The sequence below is a fragment of the Haloarcula sp. K1 genome, from assembly GCF_001647155.1.
In the GTDB taxonomy this organism is placed as follows: domain Archaea; phylum Halobacteriota; class Halobacteria; order Halobacteriales; family Haloarculaceae; genus Haloarcula; species Haloarcula hispanica.
On the sequence record NZ_LRHL01000003.1, the window covers coordinates 152,243 to 173,147 of the forward strand.

Consider the following 20,905-nt stretch of genomic DNA (forward strand, 5'->3'; position numbering starts at 1 on the left):
TGAACCTTGTCAGCCACCTCCTCTGACGGAGATCGGTTCCCCACCGCCTCAGAGTACGTTGTCCGCCACCACTTCCGGGACGATGTCTTGCTCGGCGAGCGGCGTGATGTTGATCGCGACGCCGTGTTTGTGGGTGGGCTGGTAGCCCGCGGTCACGACTTCTGAGAGCGCCCGTTCCTCCCAATCGCCGGAGATATCGGTCGCAACCTCGTCGCAGTTTGCAGCGATTTCGTCGGCCAGTTGCCGATACTCGTCAACGTCGGCCGCGAGTTCTGCGAGCAGTCGCTGCCGCTCGGCGACGCCGGTGTCTCCGATCTGTGACTGCTCGGCATCCTCGAACTGTTCGAAGTAGTACGTCATGAACAGGATCCCGTTGCTCGCGTAGTGGGAGGAGCCGACGAGATCGTCGTAGTACTCGAAGAGGTCGTAGAGATGTGCTTCGACGGGTTCGGAGCCGTCTTCGGCGTACGCTTCGAAGGCAGTCTGTAGGTCGTCGAGCGCATCGACCCACTCGTCTTTGTTCTCCTGTACCGTCTCGTAGAACGAGGGACTGAACAGGTCTGCCATATCTACGTCCTTCAGGTCGGCGAGGGTTTCGAGAGTGTCTAGCCGTGATGCTGTCCGCTCCCGGAACTCCGCCACGCGTTCGGCTGCCTCGGCCGCGCGTTCCTGATTCACGCTGGGCCAGTCACGCGGGGTGGCCTGCGAAAGGTCGCCAAGCCGTTCTTCGAACGCGCTGAGCTGTTCGAGGGCGCTCTCACACTGGTCGTACTCTTCGGCGGCGTCGGCTCGCTCAGTGGTCGAGAGCGATTCGTCGTTCCGACGGCTGTTTGCCGCCGCCCGGCGTTCGCGGAGGTGCGTCCGCCGCGGTTCGAGATACTGGTTCTGCAGTCGGTCGAAGATGCTCGCGTCCAACTGATGGTAATCGACGAGACAGCCGAAGCCCTCGCCCGTGGCGTCGGAAACGAGTCGCTCGGTCGAAAGCCGCCAGAGGATCGGCGTTCGGTCGAACTCCGCGACGTGGTACTCGAACAGGTCGTTTTCGAGCCACGCCCGAAGGTTCGGGTACGCTTCGTCGCTCGCGTTGCGGTTCCCGAGTACCGCGTCGGCTTCCGCGAGGCGGTCGGTCGCGTGCTCGCCCCAGACACGTTCGAACTCCGCCTCGATGTGGGTCAGAAGGTCGTCCGTGCCGTCGATTTCGGAAAGCGGGATAATGCCGTCATCGGTGTCGTTGATCGCTCGGAGCGTGAAGTGGAGAAGGAGGTCTTTGACCTGTTCCGGGAAGTCGCTAGACGGCTCTGAGATGGCCGCTGGAGCATACACTTCCTGTTCGCGTGGATCTTCGATAGTTCGGAGCGCGATCTCCTGAAGGATCGTCTCGCGCTGCCCGTCGGTGATGTCGAAGCAATCGAAGACGGCATCGTCGATGTCGTTCGCACAGGACTGGAGGGTTTGCTCGACTCGCGCCAAGTGTTTCGCGGCGGCAGTTCCGACCTGATTGAGCGAGTCTGCCGTGGACACAGTTTGTGTCGGGCTATCGAGCGAAAGTTCGTCCCGAAGCTCGCGGTGTGGATGATCGTACTGCGGTAGCGGGTCATCGACACCGAGTGCATCGAGCAGGACAGGCCCATCGTAATGCGGCGACACGAAGTCGTACTGCCGCTTCGAGATGAGGTGCCCGACGGCTTCCCGGGCGAGGGTCGCCAGTTCGTCGATCTCTTCGAGTTCTGTCCGCCACGGGACTTTCGAGACGAACCCGACTTCCCACATTCGCTCGGAGGTCTGTGCAAGCATCAGATACGTGAATAGATGGCTATTCGTGTACGAGAGAGCGTTCCAGATAGCCCGATCCGGAATCAGAACCGAGCCCTTGTGACCGAAGACGGACGAATCGTGGAGATACCCGAACCTCCGACCGCTTCGCTTTGCGACGGTGTACGTTAATGATTCGTTGAAGTAGGCGTCTGTATTGCGGGGGTAGGATTTCGGGTATCTATCGACTTCCGTCCCGTCTTCTCCCCAGAGGAGGGTGTTCTTTATTCGAGGCAAAAGCCACGCATCAGCGCCCCCCTTCGCAAACGGCACCCATTCAGCGCCCCTGTCTTCCCAGAACTTATGCACGAACCGGGAATCGTCTGCGGTTGCGGTACCCTGTTTGATGTCTCCAAGCGTCTCCCGGTCCTCTAAGCCCGCATTATCCGCGTCGAGAACGGTATCGGACTGATAGATGCTTCGCAGGCCTCGTGGCACCCAATAAGAAAGCGGCGTGCCGGGAACCATCGCAAACTCGGACAGGTCTCGGTGATAGAGTCGCTTGACACCGGTTTCAGACCCCTCGAAAGACGCGCGGATGAATTCCCCTTCCTTCTCACCCTTTGCAACATCCGGGAGGCGGATGAACGTCCCTGTCTGCCCGCTGTCTGCCTCGGAGCGAACAACTGTCCCGACAGTGCCGACGGTCGCGTTGTCGAGGATGTCGTACCCGAACTCTGAGAAGAAGTCGAACGCACCTCTCCCACCGACGAAATCCTCCCGGAAGGTCTGGAAGGACTTGTTGAACATGAACGACCACGGAACGAGCATCCCCGTGCGTCCGTCGGCTTTGGCCAGCCGATCACACGCCTCGAAGAAATTGATGTAGTACTCCGTCGTATATTTGTAATTCTCGTTCTCTTCGACGTATTCCTGCACGGTGTCCGGCATTCGTCCCCCCGAACCATACGGCGGGTTCATAAGCGCCACGTCGTACGATTGGCTTAACACTACCAGCAGATTCAGGAAACTCTTGAGGTTCTGTTCGCCGAACGAATCTGACGAGCGCTCACCAACGGCTTCTCGAAGTGCCTTCAAGAAGGAGTTCAGCGACTGGTGTGTTCCGTCGCCCCAGTCCGAGAGGTCCGTCTGACCGCTCTCGAACACGTCTTCGAGCGTCCCGCTCACGTCCAGCAGGCTCCCGAGGGCTTCCGTGTGCTGGAACGTGTCGATGATCTCTCCCAGCGCAGCACGCAGGTCCGTTCCCTCGCCGGTAATGTCGTCCAGCACTTCTGCGCCTTCCTCGACGTCCGCCACGCGGGCGTCCGCACAGACGATGTCGACGCTGGGCATCTCGAACTGGCCGTCTTCCGCTTCGGTACGTGTTCTGGCCTTCAGATACAGATTGAACGCCGAGAGCTGACACGAGCGCAGGTCGATGTCGACGCCGTAGAGGTTGTGCTCCAGCACCTTCGCCGGAATCTCGGCGCGGTCGAGATCGGTTTCGGCCCACCAGATGCGCTCCAGTACGTCGAACGCATAGAGGAGGAAATGGCCGCTCCCACAGGCCGGGTCGATGACCCGCAGTTCCGACGGATGATCGAACTCCGGTGCATCGCCGGCCTCCTCGTCAGGGATAAGGTACGTACAGAGTTCGGGAACCGACGGGCTGTCCTCCGGCGTGACCAAGCGTTCCTTGCGCTCTTCGGGGCTGAGAGCGTCCGGATTCGGAACGGCGTCTTCCTGCTCAGTCGCTTCGAGATAGAGTTTGCCGAGGGAGTTGTCGGTGAGCATTCGGACGACCCAGTGCGGTGTATAGAACTGGTTCGCCGGCCCCACGTCCTCCGGTTCGAGCGTGTTCTTCGCGTCGAGCGCCTCGACAACAGGACGGTTGTAGTACTCGTAGACCCACCCCAGTACGTCGTCGGCTCGCCAGACCTCGTCGGGTACCTCGTCCAGCATTCCACAGAGGTCTTCGTAGGTGTCGTCGTCGGGGTCGATCAGACTGTAGGCGGTCGAGCGGTCGAAGAGGATCTCGATCTCCGCGGCCAGTTTGTCGCACGCGTTCCGATAGGCTTCGAGGACGGCCTCCTCTTCCAGCATGAACTCCTCGGTAACCAACCGGTCAGCGGCCGGCGTGAGGCCGTCGTCGCGGAAGGCCGTCACTTCGTCGTCGATGAAGTCCCGGACCTCCATGCAGCGAAGCGCGGCCAGCCGATTGACGACCGTGTAGCCGACGCCCGTAATGTACTGTTCGTGGGCCTCCTCCCAATCGTGGCCATCGGCGGCTTCGAGTTCGATAGCTTCCACGAGGGTTTCCTGCGTCTCGCTCAGGGACGCGTCATCAGGACGGTCTGCCAGATCAGACGCTTCGAGCTGGTAGCGAACGTTCGCCTCGATACGGTCTCGCATCTCGGTGACGACCGCTTCGAGGTGTTCGCGCTCTTCCTTGTCGAGTTGCGCCTTTCGGGGGGCCAGAGCGTTCCCATCCATATGAGAGTCAGTGATATTCTCCCAGTACAACTGTGGTCTCTTGAATATTGCCCCATCGCGATGGCTCGACCAGGACAGCTACCCCTGCGTGATGCTGATGAAATCGAGCACGAACTCCTGTGGGAGCAGGCCACCGTGGTAGAACCGTGCGTCCCCGAGGCCCTGCTTTTTGAACCGCTTGAGCGGGCTCGCAAGGACGCTGACGTTGGCGTCGAGATACCCCAGCCGGGTGCTGGAGTCGAGTAACACGCCGGGTGAATCCGCGTCTACGTCCTCGCCAGCAATCCATCGCCGACCGGAGTCTGACGCCTCCGTCGGCCGAGAAATCTTCTCCGGCGACGCGCTGTCCGGGAGCAGGACGAACCCGTGGTCGGTCAGCACGTAGGCCTGGTCCCACTCTCCCTGTTCGAGCTTCGTCCCGATGAACTCCGCGAGCGAGTCGACGCGTCGGGCCAGCATCGCCTCGAGGTCGCTGAGTTCCTTCTCGCCGATGTCGTCGAGGTCGTTTTTGAAGTAGGCGACGCGCGTCGACTGCCAGCCGTCCTCGGTGTCGCGAGTGACCGTCCAGCCGTCGCCGCCCAACAGCGAGTTCCGCCGGTTCGTGTTCACCTTTCGGTTGTTTCGAAGGGGCTGTAACTCGCCGTCGACCAGCGAGACGTCGAACATCTGGATCTCGCCCGGCGTGAGTGCGGCCTTCCCGAACTCGGTCTCCGAGGGCAGCGTCCCGAGCCAGACGTCTTCGTCGACGGCGAACTCGGGGGCGTCGGCCGGGAGCGTCGCCACGTAGTCGCGCAACTCGTCCGCGAGCCGGCGCGCGAGGTCGAGTCGGAGGGCGTCGATGACAAACAGTGCGACCGTCTGGCCGCTTTCGAGGCCGGCGGACTCCTTCGTGAAGAACTGATAGGAGTGGTCCTCGTCGACGAACGGAGCGCCGGCCTCGACAGTTTCGGTGACGCGGTCGCCGAGGGCTTCGAGGTACTCGACGTATTCCGACTGGAGCTGGGTGCGGAGGTCGTCAAGGGTATCGACGGCAGGATGGTCGGCAGGGAGGTCGGACTCGGGCGCGCCGGCGACGACGAGGCTGAGCATCGCGTTGTCGATCTGCCACGTTCCGTCGTCCGGATCAGCGTACAGCGAGACGACGTCGTCGGTGGCCCTCTCGTCCCACGTCTCGAGTTGGTGTGCGAGGCGGGCGACCTCCGCGGCCTGCTCCCACGTCTGCGTCCACGGACTGTCCGGGCCGTAGGCACCGCGGTAAGTGCCCCGGAAGTCCTCACTCCCGAGGAGAGCGTCGTACCGCTCCTCGGCGCGCCCGAGACACGTCTCGTAGTCGCCGGCGTCGAAGGACGCGTGCCACTCCTCCCAGAGACGACGTTCGAGCGCGGCGTCGACGAGACAGTCCGCGAGGTCCCACGGGTCGTCGACGTCCGCGACGACGTCGGGCCAGGTCGCTTCGCCGAGATAGCGGTCGGCGAGGAGACCGGCCGAGGTGGTGTTGTTCAACAGCGACTTGAGTTCGGGGAGGTCGTGATCGCCGGCCGTCTCGGCGCGGCACTCCGTCGGGAACCGTTCGGCGTCGACACCGGCGTGGATCAGCCACTCGGCGACGGCCCATCGACGCGTCGCCGCGACGATCCCCGCGGGTTCGTCCTCGCTGGCGACCGCGTCGACGCCCTCGCTGGTCAGCAAGTCCTGCATCTGCTCGATGGTTCCGGGGCTGTCGTCGATGTCGCCCCAGCCGTTCTCCAGCACGAACGCGACCGGGTCGGTGTAGCCGCCGGTGACGATCCGCGTGCGGAGCTGTTCGAGCGTCGGGAGCTGGCCGCCGGTGAGCTGGTCGTGGAGAATCCGCGCGATCTCGCGGCGCTTTGCGGGGTCGTCCGACCGCGTCGTGGTTTTCAGCTCCCACGCGTCGAGTTGCCCGCGCTCGAAGGCGTGGACGGTGAGGTCTTCGATGCTCATCTCCACCTCGCCGCCGGTGTGCTCGACGTCGCGGAACCAGTCGAAGTCGCCCTCGGCGTCTTCGGGCTCTTTGACGTGTGGGACGTACCAGACCTGTTCGCCGTCGACCGGGTTGGCACGGAGTTCCAGCGGCGTCTCCTCGGCGACTTTCAGGTGAACGCCGAGTTCGTCGCAGGCCTGCTCGATGACGTCTTCGAGGTAGTTCCCGTCGTCCCACCAGAGGACAATCGGGTCCGCTGATTCGGCCCGGTCGAATTCGTTTCGGATGGTGTCTTTCGCGGCTTCGGGGAGCGTTTGCGTTGCTTGCATAATCAGTTGGGACGGAGACCGTCGAGATACTCGTCTACCGGTGCGTTGGTGTAGTCAAGGTAGGCTGCTATCGAGAGAGTCGAAACAACAATGAGCAACGTCGTGCCCATCGCGTAGACATTCATACGTGACTCTGGGACGTCTGAATTGAAAAACTGCATTGTACTGATGAGTGTCACCCACCCGACGCTAGCCACGAGTAGCCAGTACCCGGTCAGCTTCTCCGCAAACCGCTCAGGGAGATCATACAGCACGACTGGGACACCGATGACGAACATCGGGCCAAGAAAGCCCCACATCGCGACGGAGTCCCAACTCAGTACGCCGAGGTACCCGAAAAAGTACGATACAGGGTAGCTAATCGGGAACAGCGATGCTCCGCAGAGCATCGCAAGAATCGCTTTCCCGACCGGGAATTCGACTTCGTTGCTCATGGGTCCGACTTACAGCACTTTGTCCTCGACGATTTCGGGGACGATGTCTTGCTCGGCCAGCGGCGTGATGTTGATCGCGACGCCGTGCTTGTGGATGGGCTGATAGCCAGCGGTCGTGATTTCCGACAGCGCTCGGTCTGACCAGTCCGCGGGAATCTGTTTGTCCACAGTCTGGCAGCGGTCGTCGATCTCCGCGGCGAGCGCCTTGAACTCCGCTAACGGTGGGAGTTCGTCCACGTCGTCGACATCTTCCTCGGCTGCAATCTGTTGGAGGTACTCCTCGTCGAGGACGGACGCGTCGTCGATGCCCGTCGCGAGTGACGCGAGCAGTTCCTCATCTTCGGTGAGGGTGCCGAATGGCTCACCGTCCTCATCGAGAAGGTCGCTCCCTTCGCGTTCGAAGTAGTACGTCATGAAGAGGATGCCCGTGCTGGAGTAGTGGTCCGAACCCTTGAGCCGCCAGTTGAAGTAGTCGAAGAGGTCGGCAAGGTGGGCTTCGACGGGTTCGTCGCTGGGCTTGGCGTACTCCTCGCAGGCGTGTTCGAGTTCTCCGAGGGCGTCCAGCCACTCGTCGCGCCACTCGTCGACCTTGTCCCAGAAGCCATCGGAGAAGGTGTCTTGGAACCACTCCTCGCCGTTCACCTCGCGAAGTCGTTCGAGCGTCTCGATGCGTGCCGCAGTCTCCTCGCGGAACGCGGCGACCTTGGGGGCCAGTCCGTCCACGCGTTCGCGGTCGTCGTCGTCGAAGTCCCGCTCGCTCGTCGATCCGAGTTCCTGAAGTACCGCTTCGAATTCTGCGATCTGTTCGAGGGCGCTCGAACAGAACTCGAACTCCTCGGTCGCGTCGGCGCGTTCGCTCGTAGAGAGCGACTCGTCGTTCCGACGCTGGTTCGCCGCCGCTTGCCGGTCGCGGAGGGCGGATTTCCGTGGTTCGAGATAGGTGTTGCCGAGGCGGTCGAAGAGGCTGGCGTCGAGTTGGTGATAGTCGACGAAGCACGCAAAGCCCTCGCTCTCGGCGTCGGCGAGGAGCCGCGCCGTACTGAGCTTCCAGAGGATCGGCGTGTTCTCCATCGTGTCGACGTGGTAGGCGAAGAGGTCGTCCTCGACGAACGCCCGGAGGTTGGGGTAGGCCTCGTCGGCGGCGGACTCGGCCCCGAGGATGTCGTCAACTTCGACGAGTCGGTCTTCGGCGTACTCACCGTATGCGTCCTCGAATCGCTCGACGATACGGTCAAGCATATCCGCCTGTTCGTCCGCGCCTTCGAGTGGGATGATGCCATCAGATTCCTCGCGGACGGCTTCCATCGCGAAGTGGTGGACGAGGTCTTTGACCTGCTCGTCGAGGTTGTCGGGGACTTCAGGGACGGACTCAGGGTCGGGGACTTCGCGGTCTTCGGGGTCTTCGGAGGTTCGGAGGAAGATTTCGTCTTTTAATTCATGCCGAAGGCGATGATTGAAATCTAGGTAGTCGAATATCTGCCTATCTATCGAATCTGAAAGACTTTCCAATTCGTGACGTAACTCAAGTTCCCTCCTTTTGTTTCTATTAGCGCTCTTAACTATCTTGCAGTCAGATGACTGAGTCTTTTCCGAGATATCGTCATTACTCTCTATCTTCTCGGTATGAGGGTGAGAGTAAAATGGCTCGTATTCCGCAGACGGTAGAAGCTGAGGGCCAGTGTAGTAGGGGCTGATTGGATTGTGTAGCCTCTGTTGGATCGCTACTTGATACTGCTTTTTTGATAACTCCTCTAATTCTTCAATCTCTTCTAAATCTTCAATCCAAGGTAGACCTCCGATTTCACCAGCTTGCCAGTTCCTCTCGGGTGTTATTGATAATATCAGGTTATGGTATAGTGTTGAATTGACAATAGCTAATATTTTCAGATTTGACATCCCCTCTTCCGGAATCAACATACATCCAGAGTTATTATAAACTCCCCCAGATGGAAAGATTCCGAATCGTCTTCCTTTTTCTTTTATAAATGCCCATGTCAACCCCTTCTTGCCATATAAATCTTCATTCCTTGTACGAAATGAGCCGGGTGAGCGTTTAACAGGAACGCCATTGTTGCCCCACTCAACTACGTCTGAAACTTGTGGGACAATCCAAGTTGTTTCTCCACCCATTGCTAAAGGTTTAAAACTGTCAAAATTAGCCACTTCCCAGTGTTTTCGGACGAATCTCTGGTCATTTGCTGTGGTCAGTCCCTGTCGTGCTTTTCCTATTGATTGGTTGCCAATCTCTGCTTGCTCGGCATCTATTTTGAAATCTGTTTCGTGTAGCTCCCGCACTTCTTTTGGAATATAATACGAAAGGGATTTTCCCGGAATGTTATCAAACTCATTCAGATCAACCTGATATAACCGTCGAATATCCGTTTCAACGTTCGAAAGAGAGTTCGTGAAGACCGTTTCTTTTGCTTCTGAGCTCACGTCATGGAGTCGTATGAACGTGCCGGACTGCTCTTGTTCAGCACCTGACCGAACTACTGTGCCTGCCGTTCTTACGGTGGCATTGTCAAGGACTCCAATCCCGTATTCAGCTAAAAAATCAAAGCTCCCACGACTCCCAACAAAATCGTGTCTGAACGTCTCGAACCTGTTTTTAAACATGAATGTTCTCGGAACAAGCATACCAATTCGGCCATTTTCTTTCGATATTTTATCACAAACTTCGAAGAAATTTATATAGAACTCGGCAAAATAGTCGTATCTGTCATTGACATACTTCGTGACTGAATCTGGCATTCGGTTAACTGAACCATAAGGTGGATTCATCAACGCAACATCGTAGTCCTGTGCCAACACATCCAACAGGCGTACGAAGCTCCGCAAGTCCTGCGCTAAGAACGAGTCTTCCTCCCGGTGCTCGTCAACAGCCTCTCGAAGGCTGTGGAGAATCTGCCCGAGCGTGTGATGCTCAGTCGGGTCATCTTCCAGAGTAATCTGGACGCTCTCTTGATCAATTCCGTCTTCAAACAGTTCGCCAAGCGTCCCACGAACATCCAGCAGGCTTCCGAGGCCGTGGACTTCCTCGAATGCATCGAGAATCCGCCGCAGTGCGTTTTCAACATCATCCTTCCCATCAGCGACCTCGTCGAACACTTCCTCGACGCCCTCGATGTCGGCCACCTTCGCGTCAGCACAGACGATGCCGACTTCTGGCATATCGAAGCCAGTTGCCCCTTCGGCCTCGGCACGCGTCCGCCCTTTCAGATAGAGATTGAACGCGGCCAGTTGGCAGGCCCGCATATCGAGGTCGACACCATGGAGGTTGTGCCGCAGAATCTCCCGCGGAATCTCCGCGTGGTCAAGGTCGGTCTCTGCTCGCCAGATGCGCTCCAGGACGTCGAACGCGTACAGGAGGAAGTGGCCGCTTCCACAGGCCGGGTCGATGACGCGAATGTCTTCTGGGCCGTCGAACGCCGGTGGCTCGCCTTCCTCCTCCGAGGGAACGAGATAGGTACAGAAATCCGCCAAGTCCGGGGATTCGTCGGGGGAGAGTGGCCGGTTCTTGCGCTCGTCCGGCGTCAGCGCGTCCTGTGCTTCGACGGTCTCCTGCAGCGTTCCGTTGTCTTCGAGATAGAGTTTGCCGAGCGAGTTGTCGGTGAGCATCCGGACGACCCAATGGGGCGTGTAGAACTGGTTCGCCGCCGGCACGTCTTCGGGCTCCAATCCTTCGCGGTCGCCCTTCCGACGCAGGTCATCGAGGAGTTTGACGTTGTAGTACTCGTACACCCACCCCAGCACGTCGTCGGCCCGCCAGACCTCGTCGGGGACCTCGTCCAGCATTCCGCAGAGGTCTTCGTAGGTGTCGTCGTCGGGGTCGATCTGGCTGTAGGCGGTCGAGCGGTCGAAGAGGATCTCTATTTCATCAGCGAGGGCGTCGCATTCGTTCCGATAGGCTTCGAGGACGGCCTCCTCCTCCAGCATGAACTCCTCGGTAACCAACCGGTCCGCGGCCGGCGTGAGGCCGTCGTCGCGGAACGACGTGACTTCGTCGTCGATGAAGTCCCGAACCTCCATACATCGGAGGGCCGCCAGACGGTTCACGATAGTGTAGCCGACGCCCGTGATATACTGCTCGTGAGCGGCCTCCCAATCGTGGCCGTCGGCGGCTTCGAGTTCGATAGCCTCGACCAGGTTTTCCTGCGTCTCGCTCAGGGACGCGTCGCCGTCCTCGCGAGCGTCAGCGGGGGCGGGCTCGCCGGAGCTTGCTCCGACGGTGTCCGGCTTCTCGTCGAGGCCGTACTCGTCTTCGAGCTGGTAGCGAACGTTCGCCTCGACGCGGTCGCGCATCTCGGTGACGACGGCTTCGAGATGCTCGCGTTCTTCCTTGTCGAGCTGGGCCTTGCGGGGGTGGGTAGATTGTCCGTCCATACGAGAATCCGTGATGTTTCAAGCAGAGCCATTGCGATGTCTTGAAGATTGTCCCTCGATCTCTCGGACGGCGGTTGGATTAGCACTCGGAGATAGGCCGACGGGGGTAACCCTCCACGAAGCATTTATGCCAAAATGTGGAAGCTGAGGTATAGTAGATGCCTTCGCCGGCCCTCGGAAGCTTCGGTACTTCCTGTATCTACTGTTGATAGCCGTCTTCGGTGCCGTGATCTCGAAGATACTTGCGGACTTCTACGGGATCGAGTTTCTCGAACCAATCTTCTGATGGTTCGTAGAGAACCCGATGGCGCTCTTTGAGCTTGCAGGGTTCTTCTCGATCATCGCGCTCATCCTTATTGTGCTGATGAAAGCTCTGGAAATGGCCGAGAATAGCGGATTCTAAGCATGATGTCGAGATAGTATCACAGACGCATGATAATCCTTTGGAGCCACCAGTAAACGATGAGTGCGATTTCGGACAAGCACGTCGTTTCAACCGCGATAACGTCGTTATGTTGCGTAATTACGAATCGAACATAAATGAGTTCGGCGTTTTGCAACGCCGGTGTGTCAGTCGAGCGGCTCGATCAACACGACAGCGCCATCCGGTAGGTCATCCATCGTCTCCTGAATCCGCCGCAACTGCTCGTCTACGCCCGCAAGCACCTGTTCAGCTTCTTCGATCAATTCACCCACTCGTTCCTCACTCGGCGAGCGGGTACCCGCTGCTGCATCGACAATCTCGTCGGTGATGTCGTGATCGGGGTGCTCGGACTGCAGTTCCGCGGCGAGTTCCGCAAGCCGCTCGTCGACCGTGAACGGGTTCTCTGCCGCATCGAGGAGTTGCTCTACATCGTCGACACTCGGCGGCTGCGACCGGCTGAGCATCTCGCTCACGTCGGCCGTGACTGGGTGATTCGGATGGTCTTCCGCGAGTCGTTTCGACGCGTCCCGGAGTTGCGACCAGAGCGAGGCCTCGCCACCGGATGCTTCGAGGAGTCGCCGTGCCCGCTCGTACCGCTTGGCCTGCTGGACGACCGCCGGGTCGACGAGGGCTTCCTCGGAGAACGAGTCACCCCGCCACGCCGTCTCGAAGAGATCGTAGAGGTCGTCGATGGTTACGCCGTCGAATTCGACGGCGACGCGGTCCGCGGTTTCCTTGCTGCTCCCGTCGTGTGCGTAGAGCCACGTCGCGAGACTGGACACCACGCTCTCGGGCTCCTCGTCCGTCGGCGGTCCGCCCGTGATGCGTTCGTACTGCGCACGGACGACGGTACGCCTGTGTGTGTCAGCTTCTTCGAGTAGTGCTCGAAGCCGGTCGGCATCTGGCACTTCGTCCCCGCCGATGACTGCTTGCATCTCCCCCGTAATGTCCGGACCGGGGTAGCGCCGCTTCATCTCCACTGTCCGCTGGCTGAACTGCTCCCAGAGGGACTGGCCGTCTTCGCTCGGCTGGAAGAGCCCGCTGGCCCGAGCGAACCGCTCGGACTGCCGTTCGACCGTCTCGGACGCGAACGCATCCGTTTCGAGTGATTCGCCCCCGAGTGCGGGCTGGAGCGCCGTTTCGAGTTCGTCCAGCGAAGCGCCGTCGCCGAACTCCCTGCTGACACCTCGCAGGACGCGTTTCACCAGCACGCTGTTCTCGTCAACCCACTCGGCTAACGCGGAGAGCCACGCGTCGGGGTCGGTCCCGTCCGGCTCATCGCCGATCAGCGTCTCGACGGTGTCCCGGATCTGCTCTGGATCGATCTTGCCTATCGACTCGAAGCGGATCTGTATCTCGGTCAGGTTCGTCTTGTTTCTGACCGCCCGTCCGATCTCCTCCGGTTCGGTAATGTACTCGTCGTCCCGCCGGAGTGCGATCTCGTTGGCCGTAGCGAGCGTGATCAGCAGTGCCGAGATCGACTCCTGGGGCGTCCCGCGATACGCGCCGCCGCGCTGGACAGTCTGGGTGAGCACGTCTTCGGCACGAAGCGACTGGGTGTCCGCGTACTCGTCGAGGAATTCCTGACACCGGCCGTCGGCGAGTTCGGCGCGGTCTGTATCCACCCCGAGCGTGACAGCGTCCTCGCTCGTGAGCGGCCAGTCGGCGACACCGCGGAAGAACTGTGCCATCCGCCTGGCGTCGTCGACTTCCGTGATACCGTTCGTCAGGACGAACCGCGTTCCGCTGAACACGGACTGGACTTCCGTTTGAACGACCTGCTCGAACGCGTCCTCGTACCGCCCTCTCGTCCCACCCGTCCGGACGTAGACGTCCGCTTCTTTGAGCTGCTCGCGAATCGTCGATTCGAGTGCCCGCTGTTCGTCGCGGTGATCGGACTCAAGGTCCGGATAGGTATCCGTCTCTTCGGAGAGCACTTCCTGCATCCCCATCACGTCCCGCAGGCGGTCGATTGTCGATTGCTGTAGACTGACGGCGACGAGGATATGCTCACCACCGTCACGGCCCTCGTTTGTTGCCTGCCACGCAGTAACCTGGTCGCTGATCTCGGCGTCGCGGTTCGCGACCAAGCGCACACGAACGGCGTCGAACTCCGGCGTCGGTGCTTGCTCGATCGGGTCTAGGACGGAGTAGCCGAACCGGAGCGGGACTTTGCGCTCTCCCTCGAAATCCACCTCGTGTCGACTGCCAGCAGAGAGCAATCGATCGCTGCCCTCCCGGATGGAGTTCTCCAACTTGGCCGACAGCCGATGCGACGGAATCTGCTGTGCGCGAGTCTTCGCCCGCGTCAGGATGTCCTCCTGTTCCTCGGAGACAAGCAGGTACTCCTCGTCGCCGCGGTCGTTCGTCTCCGTCAGCACCTTCCGATCCTTGAGGAGGGCAGACAGCGCCGATTCGACATCGCTTCGGACGGACTCGAACGACTCGTCGGTCGACGTGACCATCAGTCGGGCGAGGTTCGCCGGCGTCGACGGCACCGCGGATCGAACCTGATTCAGCAGGTACAGCGCCTTTGCCACCCGAACTGAGAACGCGTTCTCGTCGCCGCCCGCCGAGGGGACGAGCTTGTTCTCGACCATCTCCTGTACCCAGAGCGGGACGTACGTCGTCTCCTCGACCAGCAGGTCGTACAGTTCGTCCCATGTGACGAGAGCACCGACCCGCTTGTCGCCCCACTCGAACCGCGTGAACAGCGAGCGGACGAGGATGAGCAACGCCCGACCCTGCACGTACTCCTCTTCGGTCACGCGTCCCCGCGGCATCAGTTGCTGAATCACCGTCCGGAGCAACCCGAGGTCGTACTCCCGGAACGGGTACGACTCGACTGCGTCCGGATCGGCCCCGGCGATATCTGTGTATGCGTCGAGTGTCAGGTCGGGCATCTCCCGGAGTGCGGTCTCGACGGCCTGTCCGCCCTCGACATCCTTCTGCAGCCACCGTTTCCGGACGATGATCTCGGTGTCGGCACCCTCCAACGGTTCCTGGGCACCGTACCACGGTTGCTCCGTGACTTCCGTATCGTCGAACTCACCGTGAATACGCTCGATCGGATACTGTCCAGTCCCGATGACCGGCGGGTTAGGCCCGACGCCGAGCTCGGTCAGCGCTTCCATCGTCTCCTGGAACTCCCTGTAGCGATGGCGGCCATCGCCGATGAACAGAGCCACCTCGTCGAGCCCGATCAGCAACTCCGTCTCGGTCTCCGGCGTGCTCAGCGACGCTTGCGCCGCTTCGATGCGCTCGACGAGATCGGCGGAGTCGAACTCACCGGGATCGACCTCCTCGATGGCGTCGTCGATCGACTGCTTGACCTCCGCCCGAGACGCGAACGGCGAGTCATCGAGCGTCGGAACGGCGTCGTAGAGCCAGCTCCGTAGCGACGCCCGCTCGTCGTACACATCCTCGAACGTCTGGCCGTCGTGCTCGACTTGCTGTAGCCGCTCCCAGCAGTCACCGTGGTTCATGTCGAGCTGCCACGCCCACTCGAGCAGCCAGTTCGGATCAGTCGGATAGCCGAGTTCGCGGCCGATCGCCTCGTAGATGAGATACGGGAGCGGCGGCTCCTGTGCTGCGTCCCGGTTGAGGAGGTTCAGGAACACGGGTTTCAGCCGGTCGACGTGCGAGTCAGCGACGCTCTGTCGGAACGACTGGAACCCCGGCCACCTGTTCGCCAACTCTTCGCCGAGATCGGTGAACTCCGATTCGGTATCGGCGGCGAAGCCGATGAGTTTCAGGAGGTGTGTCTTCCCCGACCCGAACGTCGCGGAGATGTAGAGGAAACGCGGTTGCTCGTGTGGATACTTGTCGACGAGGTCCCCCAGCGTGGTGAGCACGTCGCGAGCGCTGTCGGTCTCGTAGAACTCGCGAACGTCGTTTTCGGCCTGCGCTCTGGCGTTTACCTTCTGGACCTCTTCGAGTTCGCGGGTCGGTGATTGCTGGAAGATGTCGTGAATGTGTGTGTCGCTCATTGGAGATGCACCCCCTCAACCCGGCCTTCGATCTGGTGGGCCGGGTAGTAGTTACGCGATTCCTCGCCGAAGAAACTCAGCTTCCCACCGACGATATCTCCGGGGAACGGAATGCCGATAGTCGACTGGACGTTGCGACGGTCGAGTTCGTCGAGGAGCTCCGACGCACGCGTGAACGGGTAGAGGCTGCCGAGATGTGTGAGGAGGACGACGTGTCGCTGCTCGCCCGGTGCCACGATCCTATCGAGCATAATTCCGACCAGTTCTTCCGCTAGCCGGTCTTGCATCGTTTCGGTGATCGTCGCTGGTTGGCTGTGCTTCCCGAGGTCAACTGCGAGTTCGAAGACTTCTGTTTCGACGAACACCTCGTCTAACCGGAGGATCTGGACGGTTCCGTCGTCCGGGAACTCCTCGGTTCGGTGCGGGTTCGTCGCCCACTCGGTGAGCCGTTCGGCGACGCGTCGCTCGTACTTCGGCTGGACGGGAACGATGACGAACGGGTTTCGGATGCCGCGTCGCCCGTCGGCGAACTGTGCGATCCGATCCGTGAAGTCCCGGAAGGGACGTTTTGTCGTCATCGGATAATAACCCCCGTTTCAGTCCGTTCGACACTGAGGTCGTGGTGTTCGACGAGCCGTTCCAGTTCTGAGTCAAGCGATTCGCGATCCGACGGGAGCACCCCGATCGCCGTGACGTCCGCGGGAGACTGCTCCCCAACGAGTGTCTGTAGCTCTTCGAACGTCGCTCGTAAATCGCCGATGTCGCTACCGGCCACCACGGCGAGAGGGTCGCTGTCGAGGAGTGCGTTCGTTGCCCGAATGAAGTCGTCAGCTTCGGCGTTGGTCGTTCCGCCAGTCACCGTCGACACTGCGTTCGAGACGTCAGCGTACCACGATGCGGCGCGGCGGAGCGGTGTGATGTATTCACTCTCGAAAGCCGGCCGAACGTTCGATTCAAACTCGCTCAGGGGCTGGATCCACGGATGCGCCTGTAACTCGTCGACGAACGCATCGACCCCGGTTTCTTCTCGGAACGAGTCCCACGCGGTCTCGATCGTGTCGTCGAGCGCCGGTGTAGTGGTTTGGGCGTCGTTGAACCGATCCCACCCATCGTGTGTCCACCACTCGCCCTCGTAACCGTCGATACTCCCACGGAGCGTCTGGCTGGCCGTGTCACACTCCTCGGTCAGCCAGTCGTACGACTGCTGGGCAAGCGTTAGCTGCGCGTCGATTCGTGTGAGCGCGGGCAGGCGCAAATTCCACACCTCCTCGGCGTCGTCGTACCATCCCTGTGCGTCGTTGGTTGCTTCGACGACTGCCGCCCAGTCGGTATTGCGTGACTTGACGGCCTCTCTTCGGTCGATAGCGCTCTGCTGCTCGGCTTCGAGCGCCCCCGCGAACGACTCGAGGAGGGTGCGAACGGCTCGCGTTTGGATGTCACTCTCGGCGACCAGTTTGACGTCTTCTACGAGACTCCCGAGTCGACCCGCGAGCGTGTCGTTCGCGGACTGGAGCCTGACGATTCCGTCCGGTATGGTCTCCGTCGAGTCGATGAAGCCGCCCTCGCGGAGAATCCCTCGGACACCGCCACTCCCCGCGATCTTGAGACGCGTCGTCGTCAGTTTGTTGAGGTCGATGACGGCGTCGAGTTCGAGGGAGTCGCCCGTTTCGTCGACGGGCAGGAAGTCCCCCTTCCGGCAGAGCCCCCAGATAATCGCACACAGCGCCGGGCGAGCGTCCTCGTAGATCGGCTTCTTCTTCACGATGCCGTCGAGGATCGTCGCCATCGCGAGGTTCCCGCCGCGTTGCTTCAACTGTCGGCCGGTGAAGGCGCGTACGTTGTTCTGGATCGACCCGCCGTGCGTTTCGGGGTCTTCTGTCGCGACATCGATCTGCCGGGCCCACGCAGGGAGCGGGTCCTGGGCGGAGAGTCCCTGGAGCTCCTGTAAGTGTTCATCCCCGACCTGCAACATTACGGGATGGAAGTCGTCGGGATAGGTGACGTCGAGATACTCCTCGACTCCCGAGCCCATGCCCCCGATCTGGTCGCCGCGATCCTTGACGTCGAATGCCCCGCTATCGAGAGCCCCGACGAGCTTGCTCTGAACGCGAGCCGCGCGATCGGAGAGATCTCGTTCGACAGACTGTGGGAGCGTGTGGTCTCCGACGGCATCTCTGAGTGACCACCACTCGATGAGGCTATCTCGGAGGTCGTCGAGCCCGTCTTGACCGATCGTCCATTCGAGCGGGTCGCCGTCGTGGTCGACGTCTGTCGCCGCAGGTGAAATACCTCTGACGGCGACCTCGACATCGAGTGCGTCCGCAGCGTCGACGGTCGTGTCGAGTTCTATCCCGTCGATACTGAACCCGTAGCGAACGGGGTACTGCTCGCCAGTCTCTCCGTACTCGGCCGACGTCGGGAGCGAGAGGTCACGCACGATGTCGTCCCAGAGATACCCGTCCACGGCTTCGATGATGGACTGCCAGTCCGGGTTGTCGAGGTTCCGCTCTGCGGCTTCGATGATCTCGCGCTCTTCCGGATGCGTGAACGCGTACTTCGGCCCGGTTTCGTCGTGCGTCGGACGGATGAATTTCCGAAGCCGCTGGAGCGAGTCCTCGACGCGGTTCTCCATCTGGAACTGGGTCGGGCCGTCGAGGTCGCTCAACACGGCGACTGCGAGATTCCGCTCGGACATCGGAATCGTGTCCGGGATGTGCTGGAGGAGCAACACGGCCTTCGCGACAGCCACGTCGATCTCCTCCAGTTCGCCTGCCTCGTGTTGTTCCTCGATCTCCTCGATGACTCCCACGTCCTGTGGCGTAATGTCATCGAGTTCCGGCTCGATGAGGTCGTAGAAGTCGACAAGCGAAATGACGTGAGTCTCGTCGCCGGCCTCTAGCCACTCTTGCAGGAGGCCGTGAACGAGGGCCAGAATCGCCCGTGCGGTTCCCGAGAAAATCGACTTTGCCGGATCGTGGGCCTCCTGCCGGAGGTTCGAGAGAATTTCGAGAAACAGCGGTGGCTGATACGGGAGGAACGGATAGAACTCGATGAGACGCTCGCGATCGATGTTGTCGAGCGGTGGTTCGGTGTTCTGTTCGATACCGGAGTACACGAGCAGTGTCTCGGGCTCGTTGCTGGTACGGTCGAGGACGCGCTCCGTGTCCTCCCTCCCGGCTTCCGACTTTTTGAGTAGCCGTTGCGTCGATATTTCGCCGACGTGTCGGCTCGGCAGGCCAAACCGATGCGGGAACCGGTCCTTGACGATGCTGAAGTCGGCCCCGCGAGCCGCGAACTGCGGCTGGACGTCCTCGATTTTGGCCTGTGCCGTCGCCACCAGTTGGATGTCACCGTCGCCGGTCTCGTCGACGCTCTCCGCGAGCGTCTGCAACTCGGTGAGGCGGTCGAAATCCGTCCCGATGAAGAGACTGACCTCGTCGAGCAACAGCACGAGTTTGACCGGGCGGCCGAGTTCCGCTTCGCGATCGCTCCGCAACTGTTCGAGGCGCTCGACCATCGCCTGCGGGTCGAGATCCGACGGCATCAGGTCATCTAGACCATCCGCCGTGCCGGTCTCCTGCTCGAAGAGTGTCGGGAGAACGGCGTCGGCTAGAGCGTTGTACTGCTGCACGTCCTCCCAGTTGTACTTCTCGGGGCTGTCAACCGTACCCCGGAGTGCCGTGTGGGTGTTGGCGGTCCGGTCGGCCCACGCGTCGGTCGTCCGGTACCAGTCCTCGAAGAAGGCAACGTCGAGTTGCGAGGAGAGCCCTCCCTCTGCACCAGTGAGCCGTTCCGACGTGTGGGCGCTTCGGAGGACGATCTCGCTGAAGCTCAGTTTCTTCTGGCCCTGATGCTTCAGGAGGTTCACCGAGACCGGAATGACCTCGTATTCCTCGTGAATCGATGACCACGTTGACTCGAGCGTCTCTAGCGACCGACCGTCGGGTAGCCGTTCCCAGACATCGTCCCGCTGTCGCAGCCATTCGCTGTCAAGAAGTCCGCGGAGCACGCTGAGGAGGTGGCTCTTTCCGCTCCCGTAGTACCCGTAGAGCCAGTAGTTCGCGCCTGACCGCATATCCTCGGACCGACCGAGTAGCCGTGAGAAGAAGTCGGATATGAACTCCGCGGACTCCTCCGTTACGTGGTAGGTGTCGATCGATTCCAGCCGATGATCCTGCCCGTCGTCTTCGCGGTCGATGCGCACGGACTCCTCGAAATCGCTCCCGACGTCGGCAGCGAACCAGCCCTCGTCCGTCACACTTCGCCCTCCCACGGTTCAGCCCAGCCGTACGTGTCATCGACCGGCTGGAGTCGCAACTCACCGTGAATCCCGCTCGCTTCCCAGTTCGGATCGTCGCTCACGCGTTCGGCCAGGGCGTCCCAGTACTGGTCCGGCTGGAAGAGGTAGAGCCAGCCGGTCGGCTGGGAGAGCCAGTCGTCGCCGTGGATCTCCCACGAGTAGCCTGATGCGACGAGTAACGGCGTCGACCCGAGGTTTGGTATCTGTCCCTGCAAGGTCTGTTGTGTGTCGAGAACACCGATATCGCGCAGCACCGACCGGAGCCCCTCTCCCCACCGTCGCGTCGTCGATTCAGCATAGTCAAACTCGCTCCCGTCCTCGTAATGGAACTCGCTCAGGAGGCGCTCTATCGTCTCCTGCTCGAATCCCAGCCCGCCGACACCGGACTCCTGCAGGCGGTCGACGTATCGATGTACCGTGTACCTCACGAGGGGATCGTCTTCCAGCAAATAGAAATACAACACCTGCGCTTTGTCACCCACCGTCTCACACCGGTCGAGTACAGAGGGGAGCTGGACAATAGAGGGAAGTTCGCTGCCAGCGGTCTTGAACCGCGAACTGAGTGCGCGGTAGATGCCCTTCGAACTCCCACGCGTGCTGCGCTCGTCGAATCGCTCTTCGATCCACTTCTCTTCGACAACCGTCCAGTCCCGATGGTGGGCGTACAGTCGAGCGAGCGTCTCCGCTCTGTCAACGAGAAGCCCGCATCTAGTAAGAACCATCGTCACTTCGTCGTCAGAAAACGTCGAGTCGAGCGACGGTAGAGAAACACCCCTCCCGTCGGTGCGGAGAGTCATATATCATCTCGAACCGGCCACACCACTTAGTTGATAGGGAAAACCGAATCGGAGGCGTCCGG

Annotated in this window: 8 protein-coding genes; all 8 read right to left on the reverse strand. The window is 60.8% G+C overall.

Going from position 1 to position 20,905, the window contains the following annotated elements:
- Window positions 1–48 precede the first annotated feature (48 nt).
- The 8 genes from pglX (AV929_RS01545) to AV929_RS01585 all read right to left on the reverse strand — a co-directional run bounded on the left by pglX (AV929_RS01545) (window position 49) and on the right by AV929_RS01585 (window position 20,843).
- The gene (pglX, locus tag AV929_RS01545) at window positions 49–4,245 is read right to left on the reverse strand and encodes a BREX-5 system adenine-specific DNA-methyltransferase PglX (RefSeq protein ID WP_064287180.1); all 4,197 of its coding nucleotides are present in this window, start codon (window positions 4,243–4,245) and stop codon (window positions 49–51) included.
- A gap of 78 nt (window positions 4,246–4,323) precedes the next feature.
- Window positions 4,324–6,516 carry a BREX-5 system phosphatase PglZ gene (gene pglZ, locus AV929_RS01550; RefSeq protein WP_064287181.1) on the reverse strand — a complete coding sequence of 731 codons (2,193 nt, stop codon included), beginning with the start codon at window positions 6,514–6,516 and terminating at the stop codon, window positions 4,324–4,326.
- A 2-nt stretch (window positions 6,517–6,518) separates the two neighbouring features.
- Window positions 6,519–6,950 (reverse strand): hypothetical protein, encoded by a 432-nt coding sequence (locus tag AV929_RS01555; RefSeq protein WP_050036529.1) that lies wholly within the window; start codon window positions 6,948–6,950, stop codon window positions 6,519–6,521.
- 9 nt (window positions 6,951–6,959) lie between these two features.
- A complete protein-coding gene (gene pglX, locus AV929_RS01560) occupies window positions 6,960–11,333 on the reverse strand; it encodes a BREX-5 system adenine-specific DNA-methyltransferase PglX (RefSeq protein WP_064287182.1) in 4,374 nt (1,457 codons plus the stop codon).
- 570 nt (window positions 11,334–11,903) lie between these two features.
- Window positions 11,904–15,746 carry a hypothetical protein gene (locus tag AV929_RS01570; RefSeq protein WP_064287183.1) on the reverse strand — a complete coding sequence of 1,281 codons (3,843 nt, stop codon included), beginning with the start codon at window positions 15,744–15,746 and terminating at the stop codon, window positions 11,904–11,906.
- Entirely contained in the window at window positions 15,743–16,324 is a 582-nt protein-coding gene (locus AV929_RS01575; RefSeq protein WP_064287184.1) for a BREX protein BrxB domain-containing protein, read from the reverse strand. The genes AV929_RS01570 and AV929_RS01575 overlap by 4 nt, the downstream gene beginning before the upstream one ends.
- Window positions 16,321–20,004: a hypothetical protein gene (locus AV929_RS01580; protein ID WP_064287185.1), complete on the reverse strand. Its 3,684-nt coding sequence runs from the start codon at window positions 20,002–20,004 to the stop codon at window positions 16,321–16,323. Before AV929_RS01580 ends, AV929_RS01575 begins: the two co-directional genes overlap by 4 nt.
- Window positions 20,001–20,843 (reverse strand): hypothetical protein, encoded by an 843-nt coding sequence (locus AV929_RS01585; RefSeq protein ID WP_064287186.1) that lies wholly within the window; start codon window positions 20,841–20,843, stop codon window positions 20,001–20,003. The genes AV929_RS01580 and AV929_RS01585 overlap by 4 nt, the downstream gene beginning before the upstream one ends.
- Window positions 20,844–20,905: the final 62 nt, after the last annotated feature.